Consider the following 25,252-nt stretch of genomic DNA (forward strand, 5'->3'; position numbering starts at 1 on the left):
GTTTTTCGAACATCACACTGTGCGAAGAGTGACGAAATCAGGAAGGAGGCCGGATGAAAGCCCCGCACACGGCTGCGGCCCGCCTGGCGAACCCGGATGGCTCCTTCACGATGGTGTCGGTCGACCACCGCGAATCGCTGCGGACGCTCATGGCCGCAGGCGCCCCCGTGGGCACCGTGTCCGACGAGCGCCTGCGCCGGTTCAAGGCCGAGGCCGTGGCCGCGCTGGCGCCCCACGCGTCGGCGGTCCTGGTCGACAGCCGTTACGGACTGGCCAACGGGCCGCGCGCCGGCATCCCGGCGGGCACGCGGTTCGTGCTCGCCGTCGACCGGCTCGTGCAGGAGCGCGGCGGCCCGGTCACCCGTGGTGAGCTGGCCGGGGAGGCCACTCCGGCCTTCCTGAGCCGCACCGGCCCTGACGCCATCAAGCTGCTCGTGCTCTTCCGCCCCGGGCACCCCGACCCGCAACGCGACGACACCGTAGCCCGTTTCCTCGACCTCGGCCGGCGCTGCGGGGTGCCGACCCTGCTCGAAGGCATGGTGCGCTGCGAACCCGCGCAGCGCGACGAAGCCATCCACGAAGCGGCCACCACCCTCTGCGCCGCCGGCCCGGACCTCTACAAAGCCGAAATCCCCGGCTACCGCAAGGGTGACGTCTCGGACGTCGCCGGGCTTTCCACCCGGCTGACCGAAGAGCTCACCGTGCCGTGGGTCGTCCTCTCCAGTGGCATCGACCCCGCCGACTACCCGGCCGCCGTCCTCGAAGCCTGCCGCGGCGGCGCGGCGGGGTTCCTCGCCGGCCGGGCGATCTGGCACGACGTCGTCGCCGAAAACCCGCCTGGCCCGGGCCTGCGCGCGACGGCCGCGCCCAGGCTCGCCACGCTGGCGAAAGCCGTGCGCGAGGCGGTGAGCGCCCGATGACCACCTCGTCCCGCCCGACACGCGACCGCCGCGGCCGCATCATGGAGATCGTCGAGGAGCAGGGCTACTGCACCACGGCCGAGCTGTCGCGTGAGTTCGACGTCTCGGACATGACGATCCGCCGCGACGTCCAGAAGCTCGTGGCCGACGGCCGCCTCCGCAGTGTCCACGGTGGAGTGACCGCCCTGCCGCAGACCGCGTTGGCGGGCACCGACTTCCGGTCCCGCGTCGAACGCATGCGCTCGACCAAGGACGCCATCGCCGAGTTCGCCGCCCGCGACCTGCCCGACGTCGGCGCGGTCGCCCTCGACGCCGGCACCACCACCCTGGCGCTCGCGCTCGCCATCCCGCCCGAGGCCCGCCTGCACGTGGTCACGCCTTCGCTCGCGGTAGCCAACACGTTGCTGGCGCACGAGTACGTGGAGATCGTGTGCCTCGGCGGTTCCCTGCACCACCAGACGCAGTCGTTCGCCGGCCCCGCGACGCTGGCCGCGATCGCGGAGCTGCGCCTGCGCCGCCTCTACCTCGCCGCCAGCGGTGTCAACGCCGACGGCGTGTACTGCGGCAACCACTTCGACGCCATGACCAAACGGGCGCTCGTGGACGTCGCCGACGAAGTGGTGCTGCTGGCCGATTCCAGCAAGTTCTCGATCTCGGCGATGGTGCGTGCCTGCACCCTCGACGACGTGGACCGGATCGTCACCGACGACGGCATCCCGGACCCCGATCACGAAGCACTCCTCGCCCACGGGGTCGAGGTCTCGATCGTCTCCCGGGCGGAAGCCCAGGGGGACAAGGAGGAAGCATGACTTCCGCGAGGAAGCGCCAACACGACATCGCCGTCATCGCGGGTGACGGCATCGGCCTCGAGGTGGTGCCCGCCGCGCTGCGGTGCCTCGAGCTCGTCGCGAAGCGGCACGATTTCACGCTCAACCTCACCGAATACCCGTGGGGTTCGGCGTACTTCCGGGCGAACGGCGCGATGATGCCCACGACCGGGCTCGACGAGCTCGCGAAGCACGACGCGATCTTCCTCGGCGCCGTCGGCGATCCGGAGATCCCCGACGTGGAAACGCTGTGGGGCCTGCTGATCCCCATCCGCCGCACGTTCGACCAGTACATCAACCTCCGTCCGGTTCGGACACTCCCGGGCATCCCGCCGCGGGTCGTCGGCGCGGGCGACGTGGACCTGGTGATCGTGCGGGAGAACGTCGAGGGTGAGTACTCGGCCGTCGGCGGGCGGATCTACGTCGGCGAGCCGCACGAGGCGGCCATGCAGGAAGCCGTGTTCACCCGCCGCGGCGTGGCCCGGGCCGCGCGGTTCGCGGCCGAGCTGGCCACGACCCGGCACAACCGGCTGACGTCCGCGACGAAGTCCAATGGGATCGTGCACACGATGCCGTTCTGGGACGAGGTCGTGGCCGACACGCTCGCCGACTATCCGGGCGTGAGCGTGGACAAGGTGCTCATCGACGCGCTGGCCGCGAAGCTGGTGCTCGACCCGGCGGGCTTCGACGTGATCGTGGCGTCGAACCTGTTCGGCGACATCCTGTCCGACCTGGCCGGTGCGATCGCCGGCTCGATCGGCGTGGCTCCCAGCGGGAACCTGAACCCGGAGAAGAAACACCCGTCGATGTTCGAACCCGTCCACGGTTCGGCACCGGACATCGCGGGCCAGGGCGTGGCGAACCCCGTCGGGCAGCTGTGGGCCGGCGTGATGATGCTCGAACACCTCGGTGAGCCGGCCGCCGCGGCGGAGCTCATGGCCGCGTTCGAAGCGTGCCTCGCCGAGGGCCTGCGCACCCGCGACCTCGGGGGCACCGCGTCCACCGCGGAGTTCACCGACGGCGTCGCCGCGCGGTTGCAGGCATGACCACCACCAGGGGAGAAGAGGGGACGATCGTGCGTTCACAAGATTTGTTCATCAACGGACAGCGCGTGTCACGCGAAGCAACAGCCGAGGTTCGCAGCCCGTGGGACGGGCAGCTCGTCGGCACCTACGCCATGGGCGGCACCGAAGACGCCACCGCCGCCGTGACCGCCGCGCACCACGCGCTGGCCGAAGGACTGCCGCCGCACAGCCGGGCCGAGGTGCTCGGGGCCGCGGCGCGGCTCGTCGGCGAGCGAGCCGAGGAGTTCGCCCGGCTGTTGCTGCTCGAAGCGGGCAAGCCGATCACGGCCGCGCGCGGCGAGGTTCAGCGCGCGATCACCACGCTGCAGCTCTCGGCCGACGAGGCCCGTCGGCTTCCGAGCGAGTCCGTGCAGATGGACGCTTTCCCGTCCGGTGACGGAATGTTCGCCTTCACCGTGGCCGAGCCGCTGGGTGTGGTCGCGGCGATCACGCCGTTCAACTTCCCGCTGAACCTGGTCGCGCACAAGATCGGCCCCGCGCTGGCGGCAGGCTGCCCGGTGGTGCTCAAGCCGTCGGAGCGCACGCCGCTCACCGCGGGCCTGCTCGTGGAGGTCCTGGCCGACGCGGGGTTGCCCGCCGGCTGGCTGAACCTCGTTACCGGCGACCCCGCGCAGATCGTGAAGGCGTGGCAGGAGGACGAGCGCGTGGCCGTGGTCTCGTTCACCGGTTCGGCTGCCGTCGGCTGGCAGATCAAGGCCGGTTCGCCGCACAAGCACCACATCCTGGAGCTCGGCTCGAACACCGCGATGGTGGTGGACGCCGACGCCGACCTCGACCGCGCGGTCGCCGCCGCCGTGGCGTCGGGCTACGGCTTCTCCGGCCAGGCTTGTGTTTCGCTGCAACGGCTTTACGTCCACGAGGACGTGGTCGACGACGTCGTGGCCAAGCTCGGCGCGGCCGTCGCGGCGCTCGCGGTGGGCGACCCGGCCGACGAGAAGACCGTGGTCGGCCCGTTGATCAGCGGCCAGGCCACCGACCGCGTCACGGAGTGGGTCCAGGGCGCCGTCAGCGAAGGCGCCCGCGTGGTCGCCGGCGGCGCGCTGCGCGAAGGCGTGCTCGAACCGACCGTGGTCACGGACGTCCGGGCGGACTCGGCGCTGCTGTGCAGCGAGGTCTTCGGCCCGGTCGTCACCGTGGTGCCCGTGAAGGACGTCGCCGAGGCCATCGTCGCGGCCAACGACTCCCGCTTCGGCCTCAACACCGCGATCTTCACCAACGACCTCGCCAACGCCCTGCAGTACGCCAAGAAGGCGGAAGCGGGCTCGGTCCTGGTCAACGTGGCGCCCGCGTTCCGCGCGGACCACATGCCCTACCGCGGTGTGAAGGAATCGGGCCACGGCCGCGAAGGCGTGAAGTACGCCGTGGCGTCGCTGGTCGCCGAGAAGCTCGTGATCCTCGCCGCCTGAGCGGCCGGGACGAAGGAAAGGTCAGCTCAGTGAGCGAGAACGGAGTGCGGTTCCGCGACATCCGCGGCCTGCTCGAGGCGCGTAGCGTCGCCGTGGTCGGTGCGTCCGACCGGGAAGGCAACGTCGGCGGCACGGCGATCGGGCACCTGGTGAAGTTCGGGTACACCGGTGAGATCTGGCCGGTACACCCGTCGGCCGAGACGGTGGCGGGCCTGCCTGCCTACCGCAGTGTGGCCGACCTTCCGGGCGCGGCGGACCTCGCCATCCTCGCGGTCCCCGCGGCCCGGACGGTCGACCTCGTCGCCGAGTGCGGCGCGGCCGGCATCCGCAACGGCGTCGTGTGGGCCGGCGGGTTCGCGGAGTCCGGGCCGGAGGGCCGGGCGCTGCAGGACCGGCTGGTCGAGGCATGCGCGGCGGTGGACTTCAACCTGTGCGGGCCCAACTGCCTGGGCCTGATCAACACGGGCACCAAGCTCACGGCCACCTACAGCTCGGGCTTGTTCGATTTCGAAACCATGCTCACAGGCGCGGTGTCGATGGTGAGCCAGAGCGGCGGGATCACCGCCGCGTCGATGGCACTCGCCGCCCGCGCCGGGTGGGGATTCCGGCACGTGGTGAGTGTCGGCAACGAGGCCGTGGTGTCGGCCGCCGACTTCATCCACCACTACGCGAACGACGACGGTGTGCGCGTGATCGCGGCGTACCTCGAAGGTGTGCAGGACGGGGCGAAGCTCGTCGCCGCGTTGCGGGAAGCACACGCGGCAGCCAAACCTGTGGTGATTTTGAAGGGCGGGCGTTCGAAAGAGAGCGCCGAGGCTGCGAAATCGCACACGGCGGTGCTCGCGGGTGTGGACAAGGTGTTCAGCGCGGTGATGCGCGACTGCGGCGTGACGCTGGTGAGCTCGCTGGAAGAACTGCTCGACACGGCGTCGCTGTTCAGTTCGCTTCGTCCGGAGCAGCTCGGGTCCGGCGGGCGGATCGCCATCACCACGACCGGTGGTGGCGGCGGGGTGCTCGCGACGGACCAGTGCGTTTCGCGCGGGCTGGCCGTGCCGCGGCTGTCCGAGGCGACAGTGGCGGCGGCGGCCGCGAAGCTGACGCCGCTGGCGGCGGTGGGCAACCCGACCGACCTCACGCCGGAGTCGTTCTACCAGGCGAAGTGGCGCTCGCAGCTGCCCGAGGCGCTGGGCGCGATCGCGGCGGACGAAGGTGTGGACGGCGTGCTGTTCCTCGCCCAGGCGATGCGGCACCGGGCCGCCGACGTGGTGGCCGCGGTCGAGGCGCTGCGCGCGGCGACGGACAAACCGGTGTGCGTGAGCTGGCCGCTCGCGCCGGACGAGGCGTTGCGGTCGCTGGCGGAGCTCGGGATCTACGCGTTCCCCGAGCACGATCGGGCGGCGCGGGCGCTGGGTCACCTCGGCCGGTACTTGCCGGCCGCCGGGGCCGCCTCGGCGGATGTCGCCGAGGTTCCGGCCGCGGTCGGGGCGGTGGTGGACGGATGGGTGGTTTCCGAACCGGCCGTGGTGGCGGAACACCGCGCGCGCCCGTTGTTGGCCGCCGCGGGGCTGCCGGTGGTCGAAGGGATCCACGCGCATTCGGTCGACGAGGCCGCGGAGTTCGGTTTCCCGCTGGTGCTCAAGGGTGTGACCGACGAGGTCACCCACCGCTACGCGGCCGGGCTGGTGAAACTGGGGGTGTCCGGCCGTGAAGAACTGAACACGGCGTGGAAGTCGATCACCACCCGCGCCGAGGCCGACGGCGTGTCCCTCGACGGGATGCTCGTGCAGCGCATGGCCGACGGGGACACGGAGTTCCTCGTCTCGGCGTTCACCGACGACCAGTTCGGCGTGATGGTGAGCGTCGGCGTCGGCGGCGTGCTGGCCGAGGCGCTCGACGACGTGGTGCTCATGCGGGCGCCGGTGAGCGCGGTGTCCGCGGCCGAACACATTCGCGGGCTGAAGGTGTTCGAACGTGCGCCGAAACTCACAGCCGGCGTTGATCTTTCCACGCTGGGTGCGTTCGCCGCGAACCTCGCCGCGCTGGCGTCCGCCTTGCCGTGGCGGAAGTTCACGCTCGAGATCAACCCGGTCAAGGCGGTCGGGTCGGGTGTCGTGGCGCTGGACGCGCTGCTGATCGTGGAGGCCGTGTGATGAGCGAGTCGAAGGTGCTGCCGCTGGCCGAGGCGGTCGAGAAGTTCGTGCGGCCGGGTGCGTTCCTGCACCTCGCCTACAACGGCGGCCGCCCCAACGCGGCGGTCGCGGAGATCATCCGGAAGTTCGCCGGCACCGAGCCGGGGTTCCGGATCAGCGCGCAGGGGTTCGTGAACACGCAACACGCCCTCGTCGCCGCGGGCTTGGTGAAGACGCTGACCGTGGCGTACGCGGGGGAGAACTTCCCGAGCCCGCGCCCGAACCCGGCGCTGCAAAGGGCTTCGGCCGACGGGTCCGTCGAGATCGAGAACTGGTCGATCTGGACGCTCACCGCGCGGCTGATGGCCGGGGCGCTCGGGGTGCCGTTCCTGCCGGTGCGCTCGCTCGCCGGCAGCACGATGGCGCAGGAGCACGCCGGTCGCGACTACCACGAGGTCGGCCCCGATGGCGCGGTCTCGCCGGTGGTCACGGCGCTGCGGCCCGACCTGGTGCTGCTGCACGGGCTCGCCGCCGACCCCGCGGGCAACGTGATCCTGGCTCCGCCCTACGGCGAGGGCGCGTGGGGTTCGCTCGCGGCCCGCGACGGCGTGATCGCGTGCGTCGAGGAGATCGTGGACGACTCCTTCATCCGGCGGCACAACTCGCTGCCGATGATTCCCGCACACGCGGTGCGCGCGGTCTGCCACACGCCGTTCGGTTCCCATCCCTACGGGTTGCAGCCGGTGGGCCTGGAAGGCGTCGGCGGGTACGTCGAGGACGCCGAGTTCATGGACGAGCTGCGCGCGGCCGCCGCGGACGCCGAGGAGCTCGCGCGGTGGATCAAGAAATGGATCACCGGCGTGCGCGACCACGACGAGTTCCTGGCGCGGCTCGGAGAAGACCGGCTGCGGACGCTGCGCGAGGGCCGGCCGGTCGTGTGGCCGCCTTCCCTCGCGACCGGGCCCACGGTCGAGGAGCGGATGACGCTCACCGCCGCCCGGATCGTCGGGGACCGCATCACGGTGGCGGGCCACGACGTCGCGCTGGCCGGGATCGGGTTCGCGCACCTGGCCGCGTGGGTCGCCGTCGCGCGATTGCGGTCGGCGGGCTCCCCGGTGCAGTTGGCGGCCGAACTCGGGATGTCCGGATTCGAACCCCAGCCGGGAGATCCTTACCTTTTCGCCGGCCGGAACCTCCCGACCTGCCTGCAGCTCACCGACGTGATGACCGTGCTCGGCCGTGACATGGCGGGACCCGGCACGTCCAGCATCGCGGTGCTCGGGGCCGGACAGATCGACGCGGAGGGCAACATCAACTCCACCGTCGGCGCCGACGGCGGGTTCCTCGTCGGCTCGGGCGGCGCGAACGATGTCGCCTCGGCCGCCGACGATGTGGTCGCGGTGGTGAAGCATTCGCCACGGCGGCTGGTCGAAACCGTGCCGTACGTGACGGTGCCCGGCCGGCGCGTGTCGGCGATCGTCACGTCGGAAGCGGTGCTGGAACGCCGGAACGGCCGTTACGAGATCACCAGCTACGTCGAGGTCCCGCGCACCGACCGGGACGCGACGCTGCGCAAGATCGTCGAACGCACCGGATTCCCGGTCACCGTCGCCGCCGACTGCCGGCCCGAGCCGCTGCCCGACGCGGCCGACCTCGAACGGCTGCGCGGCTACGACCCGCAACGCGTGTTCCTCGGCAGCGTCCCGGCCTGAGCCGCGCTCGGACCTGACCCTCGCGGAAACCGAGCCACTTCACCGAAAATCAGGAGAAACCATGGCCCAGTACGAGTCCCCGTACGATCCGTCCACCATGCCGAGCGGTCTCGAGCACGTGGTGTACGAGAAGAAGGGGCACGTTGCCTACGTCACGATCAACCGGCCCGACGTGCGCAACGCCCTGCACACCTACGCCTACCTCGAGCTGCGCCAGTGCTGGCTCGACATCGCGCGCGACCCGGAGATCTTCGTCGGCATCGTGACCGGCGCGGGCCCCGCGTTCTGCGCCGGGCGCGACATCAAGTTCCTCGCGCAGCACCAGTCCGAGGGCAAGCGCACGCCGCACGAGGACCCCAACAGCCCGGTGTTCCACTGGGGCGGCGGCGGGATGCCCGAGGACGTCGAGCTCAACAAGCCGCTGATCTCGGCGGTCAACGGGTTCGCCGTCGGCGTCGGGCTCACCCTCGCGCTGCAGTGCCAGCTGCGCGTGATGGCCGACGACGCGTGGCTCGGCGACCAGCACACCAACGTCGGGCGTCTCGGATCCCCGCACCTGAAGTACACGGCGCTGCCGCGCGCGACGGCCGCGTACCTGACCCTCTGCAATGGACGGTTGAGCGCGCAGGACTGCTTGCAGCAGGGCATCGTCAACCGGGTGGTGCCGCAGGACAAGCTGATCGAGGCCGCCGAGGAGATCGCGGAGATGGTGTGCCGCAGCTCGCCGCTAGCGGTGCAGGCGACCGTGCAGCTCTACCGGATGTCGGCGGCTGAGCCGACGCTTTCGGCCTACGCGAAGCACCTGGACAAGGAGATCGCGGAGAGCGACGACGGCGCCGAGGGGCCGCGCGCGTTCCGCGAGAAGCGTGCTCCGAAGTGGACGGTGTCCTGACCTCCCGCCTCCCGTGCCGGGGCCAGTCCCGGCACGGGAGCCGCGCGTCAGGTGCGGGCGCGTTTGCCGCCGTCGACGACCAGCGCTTCGCCGGTCACGAAGCTCGCGTTCGCCGACAACAGGAACGCCACGGCGTCGGCGATTTCGTCCGGCTGCGCGCGGCGGCCGAGCGGGTTTCCGGCCGGAATGTCCTCCGTGGACAGTCGCTGCGCGTCGATGCTGCGCATCATCCGGCCCTCGACGGCGCCGGGGCACACGGCGTTCACGCGGATCCCGCGCTCGGCGGCCTCGACGGCGGCGGCTCGGGTGAGGCCGAGCACGGCGTGTTTCGACGTCACGTAGGCGACGTTGCCGGCGCCAGCGGCGAACGCGGCGCCGCTCGCGGTGTTGACCACGGCGGCGCCGTCTTCGAGGACGGGGAGCATGTGCTTGAGACCGAGGAACACCCCGCGCACGTTCACGGCCATCACGCGTTCGAACGCGTCGAGGTCGAAGTCGGGGATGAGGGCGCGCGGGCCTTCGATCCCGGCGTTGTTGAAGAACGCGCGGACCGGGCCGAGGCTCGCCGCGTGCTCCGCGTAGGCGGCGACCTGCGCGGGATCGGTCACGTCGGCGGTGTGGCCCTCGGCGGTCGCGCCGTCTGCTCGCAGAGCGGCGACCGTCGCTTCGACGCGGGCGGTGTCCACGTCGACCACGAGCAGGCGGTGGCCGTCGCGGGCCAGGCGGGCGGCGGTGGCCGCCCCGAGGTCGCCCGCGCCGCCGGTGAGCACCGCAACCGGTGGTGGAGTAGTCACGTGTCCTGCCTTTCTTCGAACGGATCCCGGGTCCAGGTCATCAGAACGGTGATCGAATGGCAACAAGGAATGTTGGAACATTGACATCGTGAGCGGGTCACCCTACGTTGCGACCAGCTCGAGAGACGGAGGCACCTCGATGGGGCCACATCGGACAGCCGGGCACCGTGGAATCCGTGGGTCCCGGCGATCCCGCGGGTTGCGCGCCGTGCTCGTGCTCGGCCTGCTGGCGACTCTCGCCGGCTGCGGCGGCGGTTCCGCGCTGCCGGGAACACTGGGCGACGGTCCGATCCGGATCGGGGTCGCCGTGCCGCTCACGGGTCCGAACGCGACGGTCGGCAGCTCCGTGCGACTCGGCGCGGAGGTCGCCGTCGCCCAGCTCAACGCCGCGGGCGGTGTGCTGGGGCACCAGCTCGAGGTCGTCACGGCCGACACCACGTCGGACCTCACACAGAGCGTGCAGGAGGTGCGGCGGCTGATCCTGCAAGAACACGTGGACGTGCTCGTGGGACCGACCGCGTCCGGCCAGGTGTCCGCGCTGATCACCACGATCAACGCCGCCAACGTCTACAACGTGCAGGGTTCCGCCTCACCCGCCTTCGGCCCGAAGGCCGCGCCCAACAGCTTCTCGATCACCGCGAGCGCGGGCGACCAGGGCCTGGCGCAGGTCGGGTTCGCCACGAGCAAGCAGTACGGGAAGATCGCGATCCTCTCCGACACCCTCGAGTACGGCCGCCTCGGCTCGGCCGCCATCCGGGCCGCGGCGAGGCAGAACGGGATCACCGTCACCGGCTCGGCGGAGTACCAGTCGGGCACCGCGGACATGACCTCGCAGGTGCTGAACCTGAAGAACACGAACCCGCAGGCGTTGATGGTGTTCGCGTCCAACGGCCAGGACACCGGCCGCGCGCTCAAGGCGCTGCAGGACCTGCACTGGGACGTGCCCGTGATCGGCAACTACGGCACCACGTTCACCGGGCCGGCCACCGCGATCGCCGGGCCCGACGCGTACCGCAACGTCACCGCGCTCGAGTACCCCGGCTTCGGCGCTTGCTCGGCCGCGCAGGTCCCGGCGGAGACGGCGCAGTTCCGCACGCAGCTCAAGGCGTTCGACGCCAAGGCCGCGGCCACCGCGCAGACCGACCTCGCGGCCAACACCCACGACTCCGTGTTGTTGTTCGCCGCCGGTGCCGAAGGTTCGAAATCGATCACCGGGGGTTCGGTCGCGAACTGGCTCGAACACCACGCTTCCGGGCTGAAGGACGGCTACGTCAACGCGCCGTTCGGCATCACTCCCGCGTCGCACTTCCTCACCTCGCACGACGCGCTCGTCGCGGTCGCACCCGGCACGGCCGTGGTGCCCGGGGTGTTCAAGAAGGTGGCCGGATGCCAGTGACCGGGACGCAGCTTCTCGAGAGGGAACCATGCAGGAACTAGGAATCGTCCTCGTCCGGGGCATCGGCAGCGGCGCGATCTACGCGCTCATCGCGATGTCGCTCACGATCATCTACAACACCAGCACCATCCTGAACTTCGCGCAGGGCTTCTGGGTCGTGGCCGCGGGCGGTCTCGCCGTGTCCTGGCTCCCGGCGGGCGTCGGGGTGGGCGGATACGTGCTGGGGCTGCTCGCCGTCGTCGCGGTGATCGTCGCGCTGGTGTCGGTGCAGGGGGTGGCGACGCTGCTGCCGTTGCGGGGCGGCACGAGCCAGCATTCATGGCTGGTCACGACGCTGGCGGCGTCGGTGATCATCGGCGCGCTGGTGGAGCGGACGCTGGGCAGCGACTCGCTCAACATCCCCACCGTCTTCGGCAGCTTCGGTGTGTTCGGGGTGCAGACTTCGGTGCTGTACCTGGTCGCGATCGTGTTCGCGGTGGTCGTGTTCGCCGCGTTGTCGCTTTTCTACCGGCGCACCGATGCCGGCCTCGCGATGCAGGCGTTGCGGCAGGACTACGACGTCGCGCGCGCCGCCGGGATTCCCGCACGGCGGCTGCAGATCGCGTCGTTCGCGATCGCCGGGCTGATTCTCGGCCTCACCGGTTACCTGTTCGGCCCGATCCTCGCGTTGTCGAGCACGAGCGGGCTGAACCTGGTGATCGGCGGGTTCACCGTCGCGATCGTCGGCGGGCTGAGCTCGCTGCAGGGCGCGGTGCTGATCGGCCCGCTGTTCGGCATGGCGACGCAGGCCGCCACCACGTGGATCGGCGCGGACTTCCAGTCGGCGGTGGTGCTGGGGATCCTCGTGGTCGTGCTGCTCGTCGTGCCCCAGGGCCTGTTCGGCCGTCCCGCCGCGAGAAGGGTGTGAGCGTGCCTCGATTGTCCTTTGTGAACTCCTCCGCGATGCGCGAATCCGGGGTCGGCGCGGTGATCCTCGCGCTGGCCGTGCTCGTGCCCGCGCTGGGCGGCGACCCGTACTGGGCCTACGCGCTGACGATCGTCGCGATCTACTCGATCGCATCGGCCTCGACCAACGTGCTGCGCGCGGAGTCCGGCCAGTACACCTTCGGCCAGGGCGCGATCTTCGGCGCCGCCGCGTATAGCACGGCGCTCGCGACGGCGACGTACGGCTGGAATCCGGTGCTCGCGGTGCTGCTCGGGATCGCGATCGCCGGGGTGCTCGGGCTGCTGCTGGCGTTGCCGGCGTTGCGCGTGCAGGGTTACTACCTCGGGTTCGTGTCGCTGGCGGCCGCGGTGGTGTTCCCGCAGCTGCTGTACGGGTTCAGCACGTTCACGCACGCGGTGTCCGGTGTGCCGCTCACCGTGGTGCGGCCGGTCGACGCGCACAGCGGTGCGTTCCAGCCGTTCAGCCTGATCGTGCTCGCGCTGGCGATCCTGGCACTTTTCGGACACGCGGTGTTGCGTGGTTCACGGCTGGGGCGGCGGATGCGTGCGGCGGCGATCAGCCCGGAAGCGGCCCAGACGCTGCGGATCCGGCCGGGGCGGGTGCGCGTGGCGGCGTTCGTGATCGCCGCGGTCGGTGCGGGTGTCGCGGGTGCGTTGTACGCGCCGTACTTCAGCTTTGTCAGCCCGGACGCGTTCCCGGTGTCGTTCAGCGTGTTGCTGTACTTCACCGTGGTGGTCGGTGGCGACAGCACGATCATCGGGCCGCTGTTCGGGTTGTTCGTGCTGTACGTGGTGCCGAACCTGCTGCTCACGAAGTTCTCCGACTACCGCGACCTGATCTACGGTGTGCTCGCGTTCGTGATCATGGCGCTGCTGCCCGACGGGCTGCTGCCACCGTTGAAACGCCTCGCGGCGCAGATCTGGAAACCGGCGCCGAAGCCGGCCGTGGACATCCCGGCGATGATCGGGCGGCTGGAGGGCGAGCGGAAACCCGGAAAGGGTCTGGAGCTCGAGGTGTCTGGGGTGACGAAGCGGTTCGGCGCGGTGGTCGCGCTGGACGGTGTCGGCTTCGAGGCCGTGGCGGGCAAGGTCCATGCGCTGATCGGTCCCAACGGGTGTGGGAAATCCACCACGCTGAACGTGATCTCCGGTCTCGTTCGTGCGGACGCGGGTGAGATTTCGCTCGACGGGATGTCCGAAAACCACCGCTCGGCGGTGGATATCGCCACTGCAGGTGTTGCGCGGGGGTTCCAGACGCCGCGGGTGTTCGACTCGCTCGACGCGTGGGACAACATCGAGCTCGGCATCCGGGAGGGTTCGGATCGGGACTACGCCTGGATCCGCGACGTGTTGCGCGGCGTGCCGGTCTCCTCGTTCACCCATTCCGAGCGTCGCTGGCTGGAGCTGCTGCGCATCTGCGTTTCGGCGCCGCGGCTCGTGTTGCTCGACGAACCGGCGGCCGGGTTGTCGCTCAACGAACGGCAGCAGCTGGTCTCGCTCATCCGCAGCCTCGTCGCGGTGAGCGGGGCGACGGTGGTGCTCGTCGAACACGATCTCCCCCTGGTGTGGGGGATCGCGGACACGGTGACGGTGATGTCCGAAGGCCGGGTGCTCACGACCGGTGCCGCGGCCGAGGTGCGGGAGAGCGAGTCGATGGACGTGATCGTGGGGAGCGGCCGTGCTGCGCGTTGAAGGACTGCGGTCGGGCTACGGCTCGATGACCGTGCTGCACGGAGTGGACCTCGCCGTCGACGCGGGCGAGCTGCTGCTCATCGCCGGCGCGAACGGCGCGGGCAAGAGCACGTTGCTCTCGACGATCGCGGGGTTCGTTCCCGAACAAGCCGGCACCACCACGCTCGACGGCACTCCGTTGCGCCGCGGCCCTTCGGCCCGGGCCCGCGCGGGCGTGCGGCTGGTGCACCAGGGCCATCGCGTGTTCGGGGAGCTGACCGTGCGGGACAACCTGCGCCTTGGCGGTTACGGCCTGCGCCTCGCGCGGCGGACGCAGCGGTTCGACGAAGTGGTGGCCGGGTTCCCGCTGCTGGCCGAGCGGCTCGACGTGTTCGCCGGCGACCTGTCCGGAGGGCAACAGCAGGTGCTCGCGATCGCACAGGCGATGATGCTGGACCCACCCGTTCTGTTGTGCGACGAACCTTCGCTGGGCGTGGCGCAGGTGCTGATCCCGCCGATCATGGCCGCGCTGCGGGCGCGCGCGGACTCGGGGCGCGCGGTGGTGGTCGTCGAACAGCTGGTGGACCAGGCGATCGAGTACGCGGATCGGCTGGCGATCGTGGACCGAGGGACGATTCCGTTCGACCGTCCGGCGGTGGAGTACGAACGCGATCCCTCGGTGGTGCGCGAGATCCTGCTGGGAGCGGTGTGAGCGATCGGAGGAACGGATGACTGAGCGGCCGGCCTACGCGGACCTGCCCGGCGGCGACGCCGCCGGGGTGTTCGGGGCGGGCGACGCGCTGGGCGCGCTGAACCTGCAGACGCCCGCGGCGATCGCGCACGCGGCGACGCTCGTGCGCGAGGGCGCGGTGTTCAGCCTCAACGCGCCCGTCGACTGGGTGGACCCGCCGTTGTTCAGCCGCGAACAGGTCGAACACCACGTGTTCACCACCCCGCGCGGCAACCTCGACGACTGGCTCGACGGCTACTACCTCCAGGCTTCGTCGCAGTGGGACGGGTTCCTGCACGCGCGCCGGCCGGACGGCGGCTTCCACAACCGGCTGCCCGCCGCGGACCACGGCGTTCACGTCTGGGCGGCGCGTGGCATCGCCGGGCGCGCGGTGCTGCTGGACATCGGAGTTTTCCTCGCGGATCAGGGCCGGCCGCTCGACTGGCGCACGCGCGCCGAGATCACGGCGGCGGACCTGGAGGCGTGCCGCGCGGCCTGCGGGGTCGAGCAGCGCCCGGGCGACATCCTGCTGATCCGCACGGGCTGGGCCACGGAATACGAGCGCGCGCCGGCCTCGGAGCGGGCGGCAGTGCGCGAGGACACGACGGGCCCGGGCCTGGCGGCCGACGAGGCGGTGCTCGCCTACCTGTGGGACTGGGGCATCAGCTCGCTGGCCTGCGACAACATCGCCGTCGAGGCGCTGCCGCTCGGCGAGGTCGCCCTGCACCCGCGGCTCATCGGACTGCTGGGCGTGCCGCTCGGCGAGCTGTGGTGGCTCGACGAACTCGCCGCCCACTGCGCCCGTGACGGCCGCTACGAATGCCTCCTCACCTCCGCCCCGATCAACCTGCGGGGCGGCGTCGGTTCTCCTGCCAACGCGATCGCGTTGAAGTAAGGCCGGTGGATCGGGTCGCGAGTGGTCGGGGCGGGAAAGTCGCTGCCTGCGGGCCGCCCCGCCCGCGATCGCCGTGACGTCAGGCCGGTGCCGTGAACTCGGGAAGCGCGGCGGCAAACTGCGTGCTGTCGGGATGAAGCGTCGAAGTGCGTCCGGAGCGCTGGGGCCTAGATCCGCTCGTACGGGCGCGGTGGCGGGTCTTGGGTGGTCGGGGGCGAGAAAGTTGCTGCCTCGGACCGCCCTGCCCGCGATCGCCGTGACGTCATGCCGGCGCCGTGAACTCGGGAAGCGCGGCGGCGAACTCGGTGCTGTCGGGATAAAGCCGCGAGGTGCGTTTGTGGCGCCGGGCGTGGACCTCGGCCTATCGGGTCGCTCGCGGGCGCGGTGGCGGGTCTTGGGTGGTCGGGGCGAGAAAGTCGCTGCCTCGGGCCGCCCCCGCCCGCGATCGGCCTGGAACAAGGCCGGAAAACGCCCAGGCGAGGGGGCCGGTCGTGACCGCCCGGAAACTGCGCGACCTGGGGGTGGGCGAGAAAGTCGGCGCCGGGGGACCGGTGGTGGGGCCGCGAGGTGGTGTTCGGGAAATGACACTGGTTAACATCGGACGGATCCGGCAGGGCCCGTCGCGGTGACGGGGCCGCCGGGAGCGCCGAGACCCGGAGGAACGCGTGACATCCGAGACCCAGCTGTCGCCCGCACAGGAACGTCGGGGCAGGCTCGTCGCGCTGGTGGAGGCGCAGGGGTTCTGCACTGTCGCCGAGCTGGCCGTCGCGCTGGATGTTTCCGAGATGACCATCCGGCGGGACGCGCGGCAGCTCATGGGCGAGGGCCGCATGCGCAGTGTGCACGGCGGCATCACCATGTTGCCCGCCGCGGCCATCGACGGGACCGACTTCCACGCCCGCACCACGCGCCACGGCGACGCGAAGAAGGCGATCGCCCGCAAGGCGCTGGAGCTGCTGCCCGACGCCGGCGCCGTCGCGTTCGACGCCGGTACGACCACGCACGAGGTGGCCAAGCTCCTGCCCGACGGCGCGCGCCTCCAGGTGGTGACGGCGTCGCTGCCGATCATCAACACGTTGCTGGGCCGCGAAGGCTTCGACGTGATCAGCCTCGGCGGCACGCTGCACCAGAGCTCGCAGTCGTTCGCCGGCCCGATGACCGTGGCCGCGATCGGCGAGCTGCGCGTGCGGACGCTGCTGCTCGCGGCGTCGGGGCTGACGAGCGAAGGTGTGTTCTGCGGCAACCACTTCGACGCCGTGTCCAAGCGGGCCCTCGTGGAGGTGGCCGACGAGGTGATCCTGCTGGCCGACTCCAGCAAGTTCGAGCTCTCGGCGATGGTGCGGGCGTGTTCGCTCGGCGACGTCGACGTGTTCGTGACCGACGACCGGCTGCCCGACCGCTACCGCAAAGCCTTGCGCGAGTACAAGGTCGAGGTGATCACGGTGCCGATCGAGGAGGATCACGCGATCGCCTGATGTTGCTTTCCTGTCAGTGGATGTTGTTTTATTGACATCGCTGGTGTGGCGCGCCTAGGTTCGGGTGGGCGTCGGCGCGGCGGCCGGCCCGGGTGAGAGGACGGGGTCGCATGACGGTCGAGGTCGTTCCCGAGGCGGAGCTCGAAACGGCGCGCGAGGGACTGCGCGAAGTCCGGGCTCGCGGCGTGCGGTGGCTGCTCGACCACGTTGGCGACGACGGCAAGCCCGCGGCAGCCGACCTTCGCAACGGCTACTACCGGATGCCGTGGACGTTCGCGCTCGTCGGCGAACATGAAGTCGCCGCGCAGGTGATGTCCTGGATCGAACGCAACGCGCTCACCGCCACCGGCGACCTGCGCGAAGGCGTGCCGCGCGAGGCGTTCACCTCGCGCTGGGCGACCTACCCGCATTCGCTGCTGGCGCAGGGCGCGTGGGCGCTGGAGCGCTACGACACCGCGCTGGCGCTCGTGGACACCATGCGGAAGTCCTTCCAGGATCCCGAAACCGGCGGCGCGTTCATGGAACGACAGGAAGTGCGCACCGGCCGACAGTTCGTGTTCCCGACCGCACAGCTTGGGCTGGCCGCGCTTGCGAGCGGACAGTCGGACGTGGCGCAGGCGGCGTTCGGCTGGTTCGACCGGCTGTGGGCCGCGCAACCGGAACTGCCGCACGTGCTCTACGCCTCCTGGGGTCCGAACGGCCTGCGCACCGTCGCCGACCAGGAAGACGAGTTCATCAGCCGCGTCGACTTCCGCGAGCCGCGCCAGGCGTTCTACAACCCGGGCATCAGCGCCGCGTTCCTCAGCCGCTACTACATGGTCACGCGCGACGAGCGGCGCGCGAGATCGCCACGGGCATGCTGCGGCTGTCCGCTTCCGGTACCGAGGCGCAGTACAACCACTGGGAGTCGATGCAGATCTGCAAGTTCGGCTGGGGCTCCGCGATGGCCGCCGAGGTCGACCCGGCCGGCGACCACCTGAAGCACGTGCTGCGCATGGCCCGCTGGTACATCGACTCCCAGCGCCCCGACGGCAGCTGGGTCCCGAGCGGCTTCCTCGTCGCCGAGCCGAACGACAGCCACGCCGTCGAGAAGACCGCCGAGCACACGCTGTGGGTGCACATGATGCTCACGAGCCTGGCCGCCGCGGCCGACCGCGGACCCGTGGCCGCCGGCCGAAGTGGACGCTGAGGTGGCCGGGTCGCTGCCGGTGCTGGTCGGGGTCTCGCTGATGGTCGGAGTGTCGCTGTTGTCCGAAGCGATCGTTATCTACAAAGGACACTGAGCGCCTTTCGGTGGAGGACAACGCGGCGTTCACCCGATCCGGTGGCCTTCGCGTGTCGAACGGCTGAGCGGGGCCGTCACCCGCGCGTCTGGGACGAGACTCGCGCGGTGATGAACACCTCCCTCGACGACGCCGGCCGCTGCCTCCTCTCGGTGGCTTGGAACATCCGCACCGGCGTCCCGCGGGCGGGGGCCCGCAAGGAGGAGATCCGGGCAGGGCTGCAGGCCGTCTGCCGCTCGATGGGGCACGCCGCGTGCGCCCGCGCGGCCGCCGGTTCGCCGCCGGACCACGTGCCGTTCCTGAAGCTCGCCGAGCTCGCCTACGAGATCGACACGCTCCTGCTGCTCGTCGACACCGCGCTGGCGCCCGACGCCGACCGCGACCGCCGCCGGTGGGCCGAGATCGAGACGCTCGTCGCCGGCGTGGACGACCTCGTGGACCGGGCCGCGACCATCCTCGGGGGACAGCTGGCGGCCAGCCGCTGACGCTTTCCCGCACGGGGTGTCCGAATTCTCACAGGACTTGTGCGTCGCCCCTCGCCGTTTGATTGGGCGCGCACATTTTTCGGGGCCGAGGTGACTGCCGACGACCATGGACCTCACCCGAGGGCGTTACGGTCGGGGCGCGGCCGGACGTGAACGTCGGCCGGCTGGGCGAACAGTGGGTCGGGGAGAACGGTGGTTCGGGGAGAACGGTGGGTCGGGAAGAACAGTGGGTCGGGGAAGCGACCATGGCGCGCCTGACCGTCGTCAGTGGCGGACGCGGACCCCGGCCAGCACCGCGCTGAGGCTCGGCAGCCAGCGCTGCCGCGGGTCGGGAGCAGCGAGCCACTCCGTCGAGACGCCGGGGACCTGCGGGCCGATCGGCAGGGGGACGAGGGCGCCGCAGTCGAGGAGGTCGACGTCGGCGGGCAGGGTGGTGCGGGGCGGGACCAGGCCGTCGGTCTCGGCGAGGATGGCGACACGCGGGCCGTGCTGCGTGGGCAGGACGAGGACGGGGCCCTGGCAGCCGGTGTCGGCGAGGTGGCGCAGCACCGGGCCGGCGGCGAGCTTCGGCAGGGTCACGGCGCACAGGCCGTTTTCGAGCGCGAGGAACAGCCGGCTGCCCTGCCAGCGCACCGACCAGCCGAAGAGGCGGCCGTAGTAGGCGTCGAACCGTTCGTGGGCGTGCTCGACCGGCGCGAGCTCGGTCGGCTGGAGCTGGGTGTCGAGGCTCATCGTCGATGCCTTCCGGTCGGGGGAAATGGTCACAGGGGTCCGAGGTCCGACCACGAGTCTAACGGCACTCAGTGCCACTAGCAAGGCGGCCTGCTACCGTCTTCGGGCATGACGGAATCGCAGCGCCGCGCGCCGGCCACCCGGGTCGGGGCGACGGCCGCCGGCCGACGGCAGCTGCGCCGCGCGCTGTCCTCGGCGGCCGTGGACCTGTTCGTGGCCAACGGGTACGAGGCGACGACCGTCGACGAGATCGCCGCCGCGGCGGGGGTCGGGCGCCGCACGTTCTTCCGGTATTTCGACACCAAGGACGACGTGCTCTTCGCCAACCACGACGAGATCGTCACGGAGATGGAGCAGGCCTTCGAGCGCGCGGATCCGTCGCGAGATCCGGTCGAGGTGGCGTGTTCGACGGTGAGCCTGGTGCTCGACTACTACGCCGCGGACCTCGACGTGTCGCTGAAGCGGTTCACGCTCACGCGGACGGTGACTTCGTTGCGGGACAAGGAAGTCGCGACCGTCGACCGGTACCAGCGCGTGCTCGCGCGGTACCTGCAGACGCGGTTCGCCGACCAGGGTGACGGCACGGCGAGCCTGCGGGCGGCCGTGGCCGCGGCGGCGATCGCGGCGGCGAACAACCACGTGCTGCGGCGCTGGCTGCGCAGTGGCGGCAAGGACGACATCGCGGCGAGTGCGGCGCGGGCGTTTGCCCTGGTCGGAGAGGCTTTTCGGCCGGTGAACGCCGAGACGACGGTGGTCGCGGTGTTGAGTACCGCGACGCCGTTGCCGGAGGTCATGGCCCGGCTCGGCGCGGTCTTCCAGGACCCGGAAGCGGACCGATAAGTGCACTCAGTGCCATTGCTCAGCGTGCCGTCGCGGCGATCTCGACCGGGTAGCCGCCCCGGAGGACGGCGATGGTCGCGGGTGGCGTGATGACCTGGGCCGTTCCGCGGCGGGGCAGGGCGTGGCGTGGGCCGTAGCCGGAGGTCGTCCAGTCGGTCAGGCCGCCGTCCACGACCAGCGCGGGCCGGTCTTCGCGCAGGACGAACACGCCATCCGGCAGCTCTGCCCACGGCAGCTCGTGCAGCCGGCGCCGGCGACCGGCGAGGCGTTCGGCGTGCAGCTGACGGTTCATGGCCCGCGCGGACGGCGGCGCGACGTCCAGCGCCTCGGCCCAGCCGTCGCGGTACCGCACGTAGTCCGCGCGCCGGCATTCCCCGCACGGCCGGTGCCCGGCGGAGAACGAGACGGCCTCGTCGTGGAAGTACAGGTGCGTGTAGCGGTGCGGCAGCCACTGCTCGCGCCACCGGCCGCGGAACTCGAGTCGGCAGGTGAGCCACAGGTCGCTCGCGTGGGTGCGCACGATCTCGTGTCCGGAGTGGAGAATGCCGCGGTTGCCCGTCCACGCGCCGCGCAGCGGGATCGCGACGATCTCGCCCAGTGGCGTCACCCGGTTGCGCTCGGGCGCGCTAGCCACGGCCGGCTCCGCTGTGCCGGACGATGCTGTGCCGGACGATGCTGTGCCGGACCACGCTGTGCCGGACCACGCTGTGCCGGACCACGCTGTCCCGGACAATCGGATGGACGACAATGACCCGATGGTCCGCATCGCACGCGTCTACGACCCCGCCGGCCCCGACGACGGCACTCGCGTCCTCGTGGACCGCGTCTGGCCGCGCGGCCTGGCCAAGGCGAAGGCCGCCCTCGACGACTGGTGCAAGGCCGTCGCGCCCACCACCGAGCTGCGCAAGTGGTACGCCCACGACCCCGACCGGTTCGCCGAGTTCACCCGCCGCTACCGCGCGGAGCTCGCCGCGCCCGGCCCGGCCGCCGACGCCCTGGCCGCCCTGCGCGACCGCGCCGCACAGGGCCCGCTCACGCTGCTCACCGCGAGCCGCGCCCTGGACATCAGCCAGGCCGCCGTCCTGGCGCAGCTGCTTTCGGAAGACTGACACAGCCCCATCGTCCCCGCTCGCAGCACCGAGCGCTGGCAGGTTCGCGACACCGACGCGAAAACTGCCGGCAGCCGAAGAACGGGCGCCGGCGGCAGCCGGGTTGCGCGGCTGCCGCAGCGAGTGGCCCGTGCACCGGGGCGTGTCTCGCATCCCTCGGCGTCGGAGACGGCCGGATTCGCGACACCGACGCGAAAAGCCGCTGCCGGCACCCGCGGAAGCGAGCGCCGGCAGCGGCCAGGAAGAAAAAGCCCTACGAAGCCAGGTTCAGCTGCGTGGCCTTCACCGCGTTGGCGACCTGGGTGCAGTCGGCCGTGGTGGTGCCGGCGACGCCGGTGCGGGCGTTGGTGGTGCAGGCGGAGTTCAGCGCCGTGCCGAGGTCCTTGAAGGTGGACGTGGGGCGCAGCAGGTTCTCGACCTTCCACCACAGCGCGATGGCCTTGTCCTCGCCGATGCCGCGGACGGTCTGGCCGTTGAAGGTGTCGCCGTCGGTGATGAGGTAGTCCGTCTTGTCGACGACGCCGGCGTCGATGTGCGGGTCGCCGTTGGCGCCGACCCAGAACTGGCCGTTGACGCGGTCGGGGCTGGGGCCCTCGCCCGAGTTGGGCGGGTTCTTCATGTCCCGGACCTGCCCGATGGACGAGCCCGCGCCCATCAGCCAGCGGTTCGCGCCCTGTACGTTGGCGTCGCCGGACTTGATGGCGATGAACTGGCCCATCACGTCGGACATGCCCTCGTTGAGCGCGCCCGCGTAGCCGTTGCCGAGCTGCGAGGTGTGCTGGGTGACGCCGTGGGTGAGCTCGTGTCCGGTGATGTCCATAGTGGTCACGCCTTCGCCGAAGGCCATCTGCTCGCCTTCCCAGAACGCGTTGGCCCACGGGCACTGCGTGTGGCGGCGACCGTCCGATTCGGTCTCCACCTCGCACATGCGCACGGTGCCGCGCAGGGCCTTGCCCTTGCCGTCGTGGTAGTCGGTGCCGATGTTGGCCGTCAGGTCGTACGAGGCGAACTGGGAGTAGAAGTTCTGTGCGTCGCCGAAGAAGTCGTAGACGCTGTTGACGTCCGCCGTCGCGACCGCGGCCTGGCCCTCACCGCGGGTCACGCCGAACGCGGTGCCCACGCCGCAGCGCAGGTCGGCCAGCGTCGCGATGTCGAGGTCGACGACCTTGCGGTTCGCGTCGCACACCACGCGGTTGGTGGCGGCCTCCGATTCGCCCCACACCTGCAGGACCTTGCCGGTGTCGGCCCCGACGACGACCGTCCACTTGTCCTCGGGGTCCACGCCGTTGACGGGCACGAAGTACGTCGGCACGGCGGTGGCGCTCGCGCCGTCGCCGCCCAGGCTCGCGTCGTACCAGTACGCGGTTTCCGCGCCGGTCTTCAGCACGCCGGCGTCCTTCTGCGCCACGGCGGCGTGCGCAACCTTGGCCGCGCGGTCCTGGGCGCCCTTCGCGTCGGCCGGGAACGAGCCCTGCGTGCGCTGCGTGGTCTTGCCGAGCGCGGCCATGAGCGCGCCGCTGCCGTCGAGGTCCTGCACGATCTGCGCGCCGTACACCGGCACCCCGCCGACGTTCTGCTGCAGCCGCGCGACGCTGCCGCCCGGAAGGGACTGCACGCTGGTGAGCGTGAGGTCGCCGATGGCGAGACCGAACTGCCGGGCCAGGTCCGCGGTGTGCGACTGCGCGGCCGCGGCGGCGTTCCCGGCGAGGCCGCGTGCGGCGGCGACGGGTGCCGCGGGCTGGACGGCGATGACGCGGCCGAGGGAGTCGGTGCTCACCTGGGTCTGCTGGGGCGACGCGCTCGCGGCGCCACCGGCGGCCACGAGGATCGACGAAGCCGCCACTGCTGTAGCTAGCACGGCCAGTCGTTTCGAAGACATACGGTCTACCTTCCGCACAGAGGGCCAACCCGAGTGGCCCGTGGAAGAAGTTTCCGATTCCGGTCCGAAACTCAGAAGCGCCGAAAGTAGGAAGTGGATCGTGGTCCAGCCATTGGATGGAAAACCCCCAAAACGGACACGCTGGAGCGGATATCGTTCTCCGCCAACGACTTCCGGCCCGGCGGCGAAATGGCCGATGTCCAGGATGTGGGATCAGAGAACCGCGGCTCGCGCGTGGAATTCGCGCCGCACCTTTTCGATCCCGGGCGTGGACCGCGAAGGGTGCACACGGTTCGTCAGCAGCACGTAGAAACGGCCACGATCCGGCTCGATCCACAGACTGGTCCCGGTGAAGCCGGTGTGGCCGTAGGCGGTGGGTTCCAAGGCGGTGCCGACGGGGGAGCCCGGCACGTCGAGGTCCTGCCACGCGAGCCCGCGGCGTAGCGCGAGATCTTCGGTGTGGCAGGCGATCATCTCCGCGTGCGACGCGGGTTTGAGCAACGCCTGCGCGCCGCCGGCCAGCGCCTGCCCGAGACGCTCGACGTCGCCGAGCGTGGCGAACAAGCCGGCGTGCCCGCAGATCCCGCCCAGCACCACGGCGTTCTCGTCGTGCACCTGTCCACACACGACCCGGCCGCGCCACGGACAGTCCTCAGTGGCCACCGCGTCGGCCAGAAACCCCTCAGCAGGACCGAAACCGGTGGCCGTGAGCCCCAACGGCTGTGTGACGAGCTCCGCCACGAGCCGGTCGAGCGGTGCGCCACCCGCGGCCTCGGCGATCAGCCCGAGCAGGATGAACCCCTGCGACGAATACTCGACCCGCGTGCCGGGTGAAGAACGCAACGGCCCGGTCCGGATCGCCTCCAGCAGCGCTTCCCGCGTCGGATGCTCGCGGTAGAGCGGAGTTCCGCCCGGCAGCCCGGACGTGTGCGCGAGCAGCTGCCGCACGGTGATCCCGGCCTTGTCGCCGCCCGCATACGCCGGCAGGTGCCGGGGGAGTGGCTCGTCGAGGTCGAGTAGCCCCCGTTCGGCCAGCGCCACCACCACGATCCCGACGACCGGCTTCGTCACCGACGCGAGATCCCATCGGCTCTCCTCGGTCGTCTCCGGACCGCCGTGCCAACGCGTGCCGAGCACCCCGCGGTCGAGCACCTCATCGGCTGTGCCGACCGACCACGCCGCGGCCGAGTACAAGCCCGATGTAGAAGCAAGAAGATCGAGCAGCTCAGTCCTCATCGGACACCGCCTGCAAGCTGGCCGGCCCCAGCTTCGCCGAAATCCGGTTCGCCGCCTCGGCCACCAGCGGGCCGAGTGCCGCGAACGCCTCCGGCTGCAGCGTGAACGTCAGCCCCGACACGCTGACCGCCCCGGCGACCACCCCGTCGGCATCCACCACCGGCGCGGCCACGCACCGCACATGCGCCTCGTACTGCTCGTCGTCGACGACGTACCCGAGACTGTCCACAGTGGCCAGTGAAGCGCGGATGGCGGCCGGATCCGTCGAAGTCTTCGCCGTCCACGCCTTCAACGGCCCGGAGAGCACCGCGTCGACCTCGGCGTCCGGCAACCGCGACAGGATTGCCCGCCCGACTCCCGTGCAGTACAGCGGCACTTCGCCGCCCGGCCGCGTGTTCAGCCGGTACGCCTGCTCCGGCTCGAGCTTCTCCACGTACACCGCCCGGTCGGCGTGGCGCACCGCGTAGTGCACCGTGTGCCCGGTCCGCCGCCGCAGGTCAGCGAGCACGGGGCGGGTGGACCGGGTGGCGCGGCTGCCGGCGAGCACGGCGGCCGAGAGCCCGAGCAGTCGTGGCCCGACGTCGTACTGGCCACCGCCCGTCGCGGCGGCGAAACCGGCGTCCGCGAACGTCTGTAGCATCCGGTGCGCGGTGGGTTTCGGCAGGTCGCAGGCCTTCGCGACGTCGGCGAGCCGGTGCGGCCCACCCGGGAGCGCGAGGGTCGCCAGCACTTCCAGTGCCTTGTCCACCGCGCCGCGGGGACTGTTCGCCGAGTCGTTGACAGCCTTGGTCACGGCGCCTACCTTAGCGCA

The 25,252-nt window shown here is 71.1% G+C and carries 24 protein-coding genes; 18 read left to right on the forward strand and 6 right to left on the reverse strand.

Going from position 1 to position 25,252, the window contains the following annotated elements; translation table 11 throughout:
- Nucleotides 1-53 precede the first annotated feature (53 nt).
- The 7 genes from ABZU76_RS22515 (at nucleotide 54) to ABZU76_RS22545 (ending at nucleotide 8,971) form a co-directional block, all read left to right on the forward strand.
- On the forward strand, nucleotides 54-920 hold the full coding sequence (locus tag ABZU76_RS22515) for a hypothetical protein (protein ID WP_354872630.1): 867 nt from the start codon (nucleotides 54-56) through the stop codon (nucleotides 918-920).
- Nucleotides 917-1,729 carry a DeoR/GlpR family DNA-binding transcription regulator gene (locus ABZU76_RS22520; RefSeq protein ID WP_354872632.1) on the forward strand — a complete coding sequence of 271 codons (813 nt, stop codon included), beginning with the start codon at nucleotides 917-919 and terminating at the stop codon, nucleotides 1,727-1,729. Before ABZU76_RS22515 ends, ABZU76_RS22520 begins: the two co-directional genes overlap by 4 nt.
- Complete coding sequence (locus tag ABZU76_RS22525; RefSeq protein ID WP_354872635.1) at nucleotides 1,726-2,793, forward strand: tartrate dehydrogenase; 1,068 nt, start codon at nucleotides 1,726-1,728, stop codon at nucleotides 2,791-2,793. The genes ABZU76_RS22520 and ABZU76_RS22525 overlap by 4 nt, the downstream gene beginning before the upstream one ends.
- A gap of 29 nt (nucleotides 2,794-2,822) precedes the next feature.
- Complete coding sequence (locus ABZU76_RS22530; protein WP_354872637.1) at nucleotides 2,823-4,238, forward strand: aldehyde dehydrogenase family protein; 1,416 nt, start codon at nucleotides 2,823-2,825, stop codon at nucleotides 4,236-4,238.
- A gap of 29 nt (nucleotides 4,239-4,267) precedes the next feature.
- On the forward strand, nucleotides 4,268-6,388 hold the full coding sequence (locus ABZU76_RS22535; protein WP_354872639.1) for an acetate--CoA ligase family protein: 2,121 nt from the start codon (nucleotides 4,268-4,270) through the stop codon (nucleotides 6,386-6,388).
- Complete coding sequence (locus ABZU76_RS22540; RefSeq protein WP_354872642.1) at nucleotides 6,388-8,079, forward strand: CoA-transferase; 1,692 nt, start codon at nucleotides 6,388-6,390, stop codon at nucleotides 8,077-8,079. The genes ABZU76_RS22535 and ABZU76_RS22540 overlap by 1 nt, the downstream gene beginning before the upstream one ends.
- Before the next feature lie 61 nt (nucleotides 8,080-8,140).
- Nucleotides 8,141-8,971, forward strand: coding sequence for an enoyl-CoA hydratase-related protein (locus ABZU76_RS22545; protein WP_354872644.1), 831 nt, complete (start codon nucleotides 8,141-8,143; stop codon nucleotides 8,969-8,971).
- 47 nt (nucleotides 8,972-9,018) lie between these two features.
- Here the strand turns inward: ABZU76_RS22545 and ABZU76_RS22550 are convergent, their stop codons facing one another.
- Nucleotides 9,019-9,765, reverse strand: a complete 747-nt coding sequence (locus ABZU76_RS22550; RefSeq protein ID WP_354872647.1) for an SDR family oxidoreductase — start codon at nucleotides 9,763-9,765, stop codon at nucleotides 9,019-9,021.
- 208 nt (nucleotides 9,766-9,973) lie between these two features.
- Between ABZU76_RS22550 and ABZU76_RS22555 the strand changes: the two genes are divergently transcribed.
- From ABZU76_RS22555 to ABZU76_RS22595, 9 genes are all read left to right on the forward strand, one after another.
- Nucleotides 9,974-11,161 carry an ABC transporter substrate-binding protein gene (locus ABZU76_RS22555; protein WP_354872809.1) on the forward strand — a complete coding sequence of 396 codons (1,188 nt, stop codon included), beginning with the start codon at nucleotides 9,974-9,976 and terminating at the stop codon, nucleotides 11,159-11,161.
- Between the two features lie 28 nt (nucleotides 11,162-11,189).
- The gene (locus tag ABZU76_RS22560) at nucleotides 11,190-12,068 is read left to right on the forward strand and encodes a branched-chain amino acid ABC transporter permease (RefSeq protein WP_354872650.1); all 879 of its coding nucleotides are present in this window, start codon (nucleotides 11,190-11,192) and stop codon (nucleotides 12,066-12,068) included.
- A gap of 2 nt (nucleotides 12,069-12,070) precedes the next feature.
- Nucleotides 12,071-13,798 carry an ATP-binding cassette domain-containing protein gene (locus ABZU76_RS22565; protein WP_354872652.1) on the forward strand — a complete coding sequence of 576 codons (1,728 nt, stop codon included), beginning with the start codon at nucleotides 12,071-12,073 and terminating at the stop codon, nucleotides 13,796-13,798.
- Nucleotides 13,785-14,489 (forward strand): ATP-binding cassette domain-containing protein, encoded by a 705-nt coding sequence (locus ABZU76_RS22570; protein WP_354872655.1) that lies wholly within the window; start codon nucleotides 13,785-13,787, stop codon nucleotides 14,487-14,489. Before ABZU76_RS22565 ends, ABZU76_RS22570 begins: the two co-directional genes overlap by 14 nt.
- A 16-nt stretch (nucleotides 14,490-14,505) precedes the next feature.
- Complete coding sequence (locus ABZU76_RS22575; RefSeq protein ID WP_354872658.1) at nucleotides 14,506-15,402, forward strand: cyclase family protein; 897 nt, start codon at nucleotides 14,506-14,508, stop codon at nucleotides 15,400-15,402.
- A 665-nt stretch (nucleotides 15,403-16,067) separates the two neighbouring features.
- Nucleotides 16,068-16,877 (forward strand): DeoR/GlpR family DNA-binding transcription regulator, encoded by an 810-nt coding sequence (locus ABZU76_RS22580; RefSeq protein ID WP_220239169.1) that lies wholly within the window; start codon nucleotides 16,068-16,070, stop codon nucleotides 16,875-16,877.
- Between the two features lie 110 nt (nucleotides 16,878-16,987).
- On the forward strand, nucleotides 16,988-17,857 hold the full coding sequence (locus ABZU76_RS22585) for a hypothetical protein (RefSeq protein ID WP_354872661.1): 870 nt from the start codon (nucleotides 16,988-16,990) through the stop codon (nucleotides 17,855-17,857).
- Nucleotides 17,821-18,066, forward strand: coding sequence for a hypothetical protein (locus ABZU76_RS22590; protein WP_354872664.1), 246 nt, complete (start codon nucleotides 17,821-17,823; stop codon nucleotides 18,064-18,066). The genes ABZU76_RS22585 and ABZU76_RS22590 overlap by 37 nt, the downstream gene beginning before the upstream one ends.
- A 204-nt stretch (nucleotides 18,067-18,270) precedes the next feature.
- Nucleotides 18,271-18,645 (forward strand): hypothetical protein, encoded by a 375-nt coding sequence (locus ABZU76_RS22595; protein ID WP_354872811.1) that lies wholly within the window; start codon nucleotides 18,271-18,273, stop codon nucleotides 18,643-18,645.
- Nucleotides 18,646-18,909: 264 nt separating this feature from the next.
- Here the strand turns inward: ABZU76_RS22595 and ABZU76_RS22600 are convergent, their stop codons facing one another.
- A complete protein-coding gene (locus ABZU76_RS22600) occupies nucleotides 18,910-19,377 on the reverse strand; it encodes a hypothetical protein (RefSeq protein WP_354872665.1) in 468 nt (155 codons plus the stop codon).
- A 108-nt stretch (nucleotides 19,378-19,485) separates the two neighbouring features.
- On the opposite strand from ABZU76_RS22600, the gene ABZU76_RS22605 reads away from it, so the two are divergent.
- Nucleotides 19,486-20,217, forward strand: a complete 732-nt coding sequence (locus tag ABZU76_RS22605; RefSeq protein WP_354872667.1) for a TetR family transcriptional regulator — start codon at nucleotides 19,486-19,488, stop codon at nucleotides 20,215-20,217.
- 19 nt (nucleotides 20,218-20,236) lie between these two features.
- Here the strand turns inward: ABZU76_RS22605 and ABZU76_RS22610 are convergent, their stop codons facing one another.
- Nucleotides 20,237-20,851 (reverse strand): hypothetical protein, encoded by a 615-nt coding sequence (locus ABZU76_RS22610; RefSeq protein WP_354872669.1) that lies wholly within the window; start codon nucleotides 20,849-20,851, stop codon nucleotides 20,237-20,239.
- A 121-nt stretch (nucleotides 20,852-20,972) separates the two neighbouring features.
- Here ABZU76_RS22610 and ABZU76_RS22615 point away from each other — a divergent pair, with 121 nt between their 5' ends.
- Nucleotides 20,973-21,326, forward strand: a complete 354-nt coding sequence (locus ABZU76_RS22615) for a DUF488 family protein (RefSeq protein ID WP_220239176.1) — start codon at nucleotides 20,973-20,975, stop codon at nucleotides 21,324-21,326.
- A 253-nt stretch (nucleotides 21,327-21,579) separates the two neighbouring features.
- Here ABZU76_RS22615 and ABZU76_RS22620 read toward each other — a convergent pair whose 3' ends face one another.
- From ABZU76_RS22620 to ABZU76_RS22630, 3 genes are all read right to left on the reverse strand, one after another.
- A complete protein-coding gene (locus ABZU76_RS22620) occupies nucleotides 21,580-23,205 on the reverse strand; it encodes a M4 family metallopeptidase (RefSeq protein ID WP_354872671.1) in 1,626 nt (541 codons plus the stop codon).
- A 213-nt stretch (nucleotides 23,206-23,418) separates the two neighbouring features.
- The gene (locus ABZU76_RS22625; RefSeq protein ID WP_354872673.1) at nucleotides 23,419-24,441 is read right to left on the reverse strand and encodes a serine hydrolase domain-containing protein; all 1,023 of its coding nucleotides are present in this window, start codon (nucleotides 24,439-24,441) and stop codon (nucleotides 23,419-23,421) included.
- On the reverse strand, nucleotides 24,431-25,234 hold the full coding sequence (locus tag ABZU76_RS22630; RefSeq protein ID WP_354872676.1) for an IclR family transcriptional regulator: 804 nt from the start codon (nucleotides 25,232-25,234) through the stop codon (nucleotides 24,431-24,433). The genes ABZU76_RS22625 and ABZU76_RS22630 overlap by 11 nt, the downstream gene beginning before the upstream one ends.
- Between the last annotated feature and the right edge of the window lie 18 nt (nucleotides 25,235-25,252).

Source organism: Amycolatopsis sp. NPDC005232 (genome assembly GCF_040607795.1).
GTDB lineage: Bacteria > Actinomycetota > Actinomycetes > Mycobacteriales > Pseudonocardiaceae > Amycolatopsis.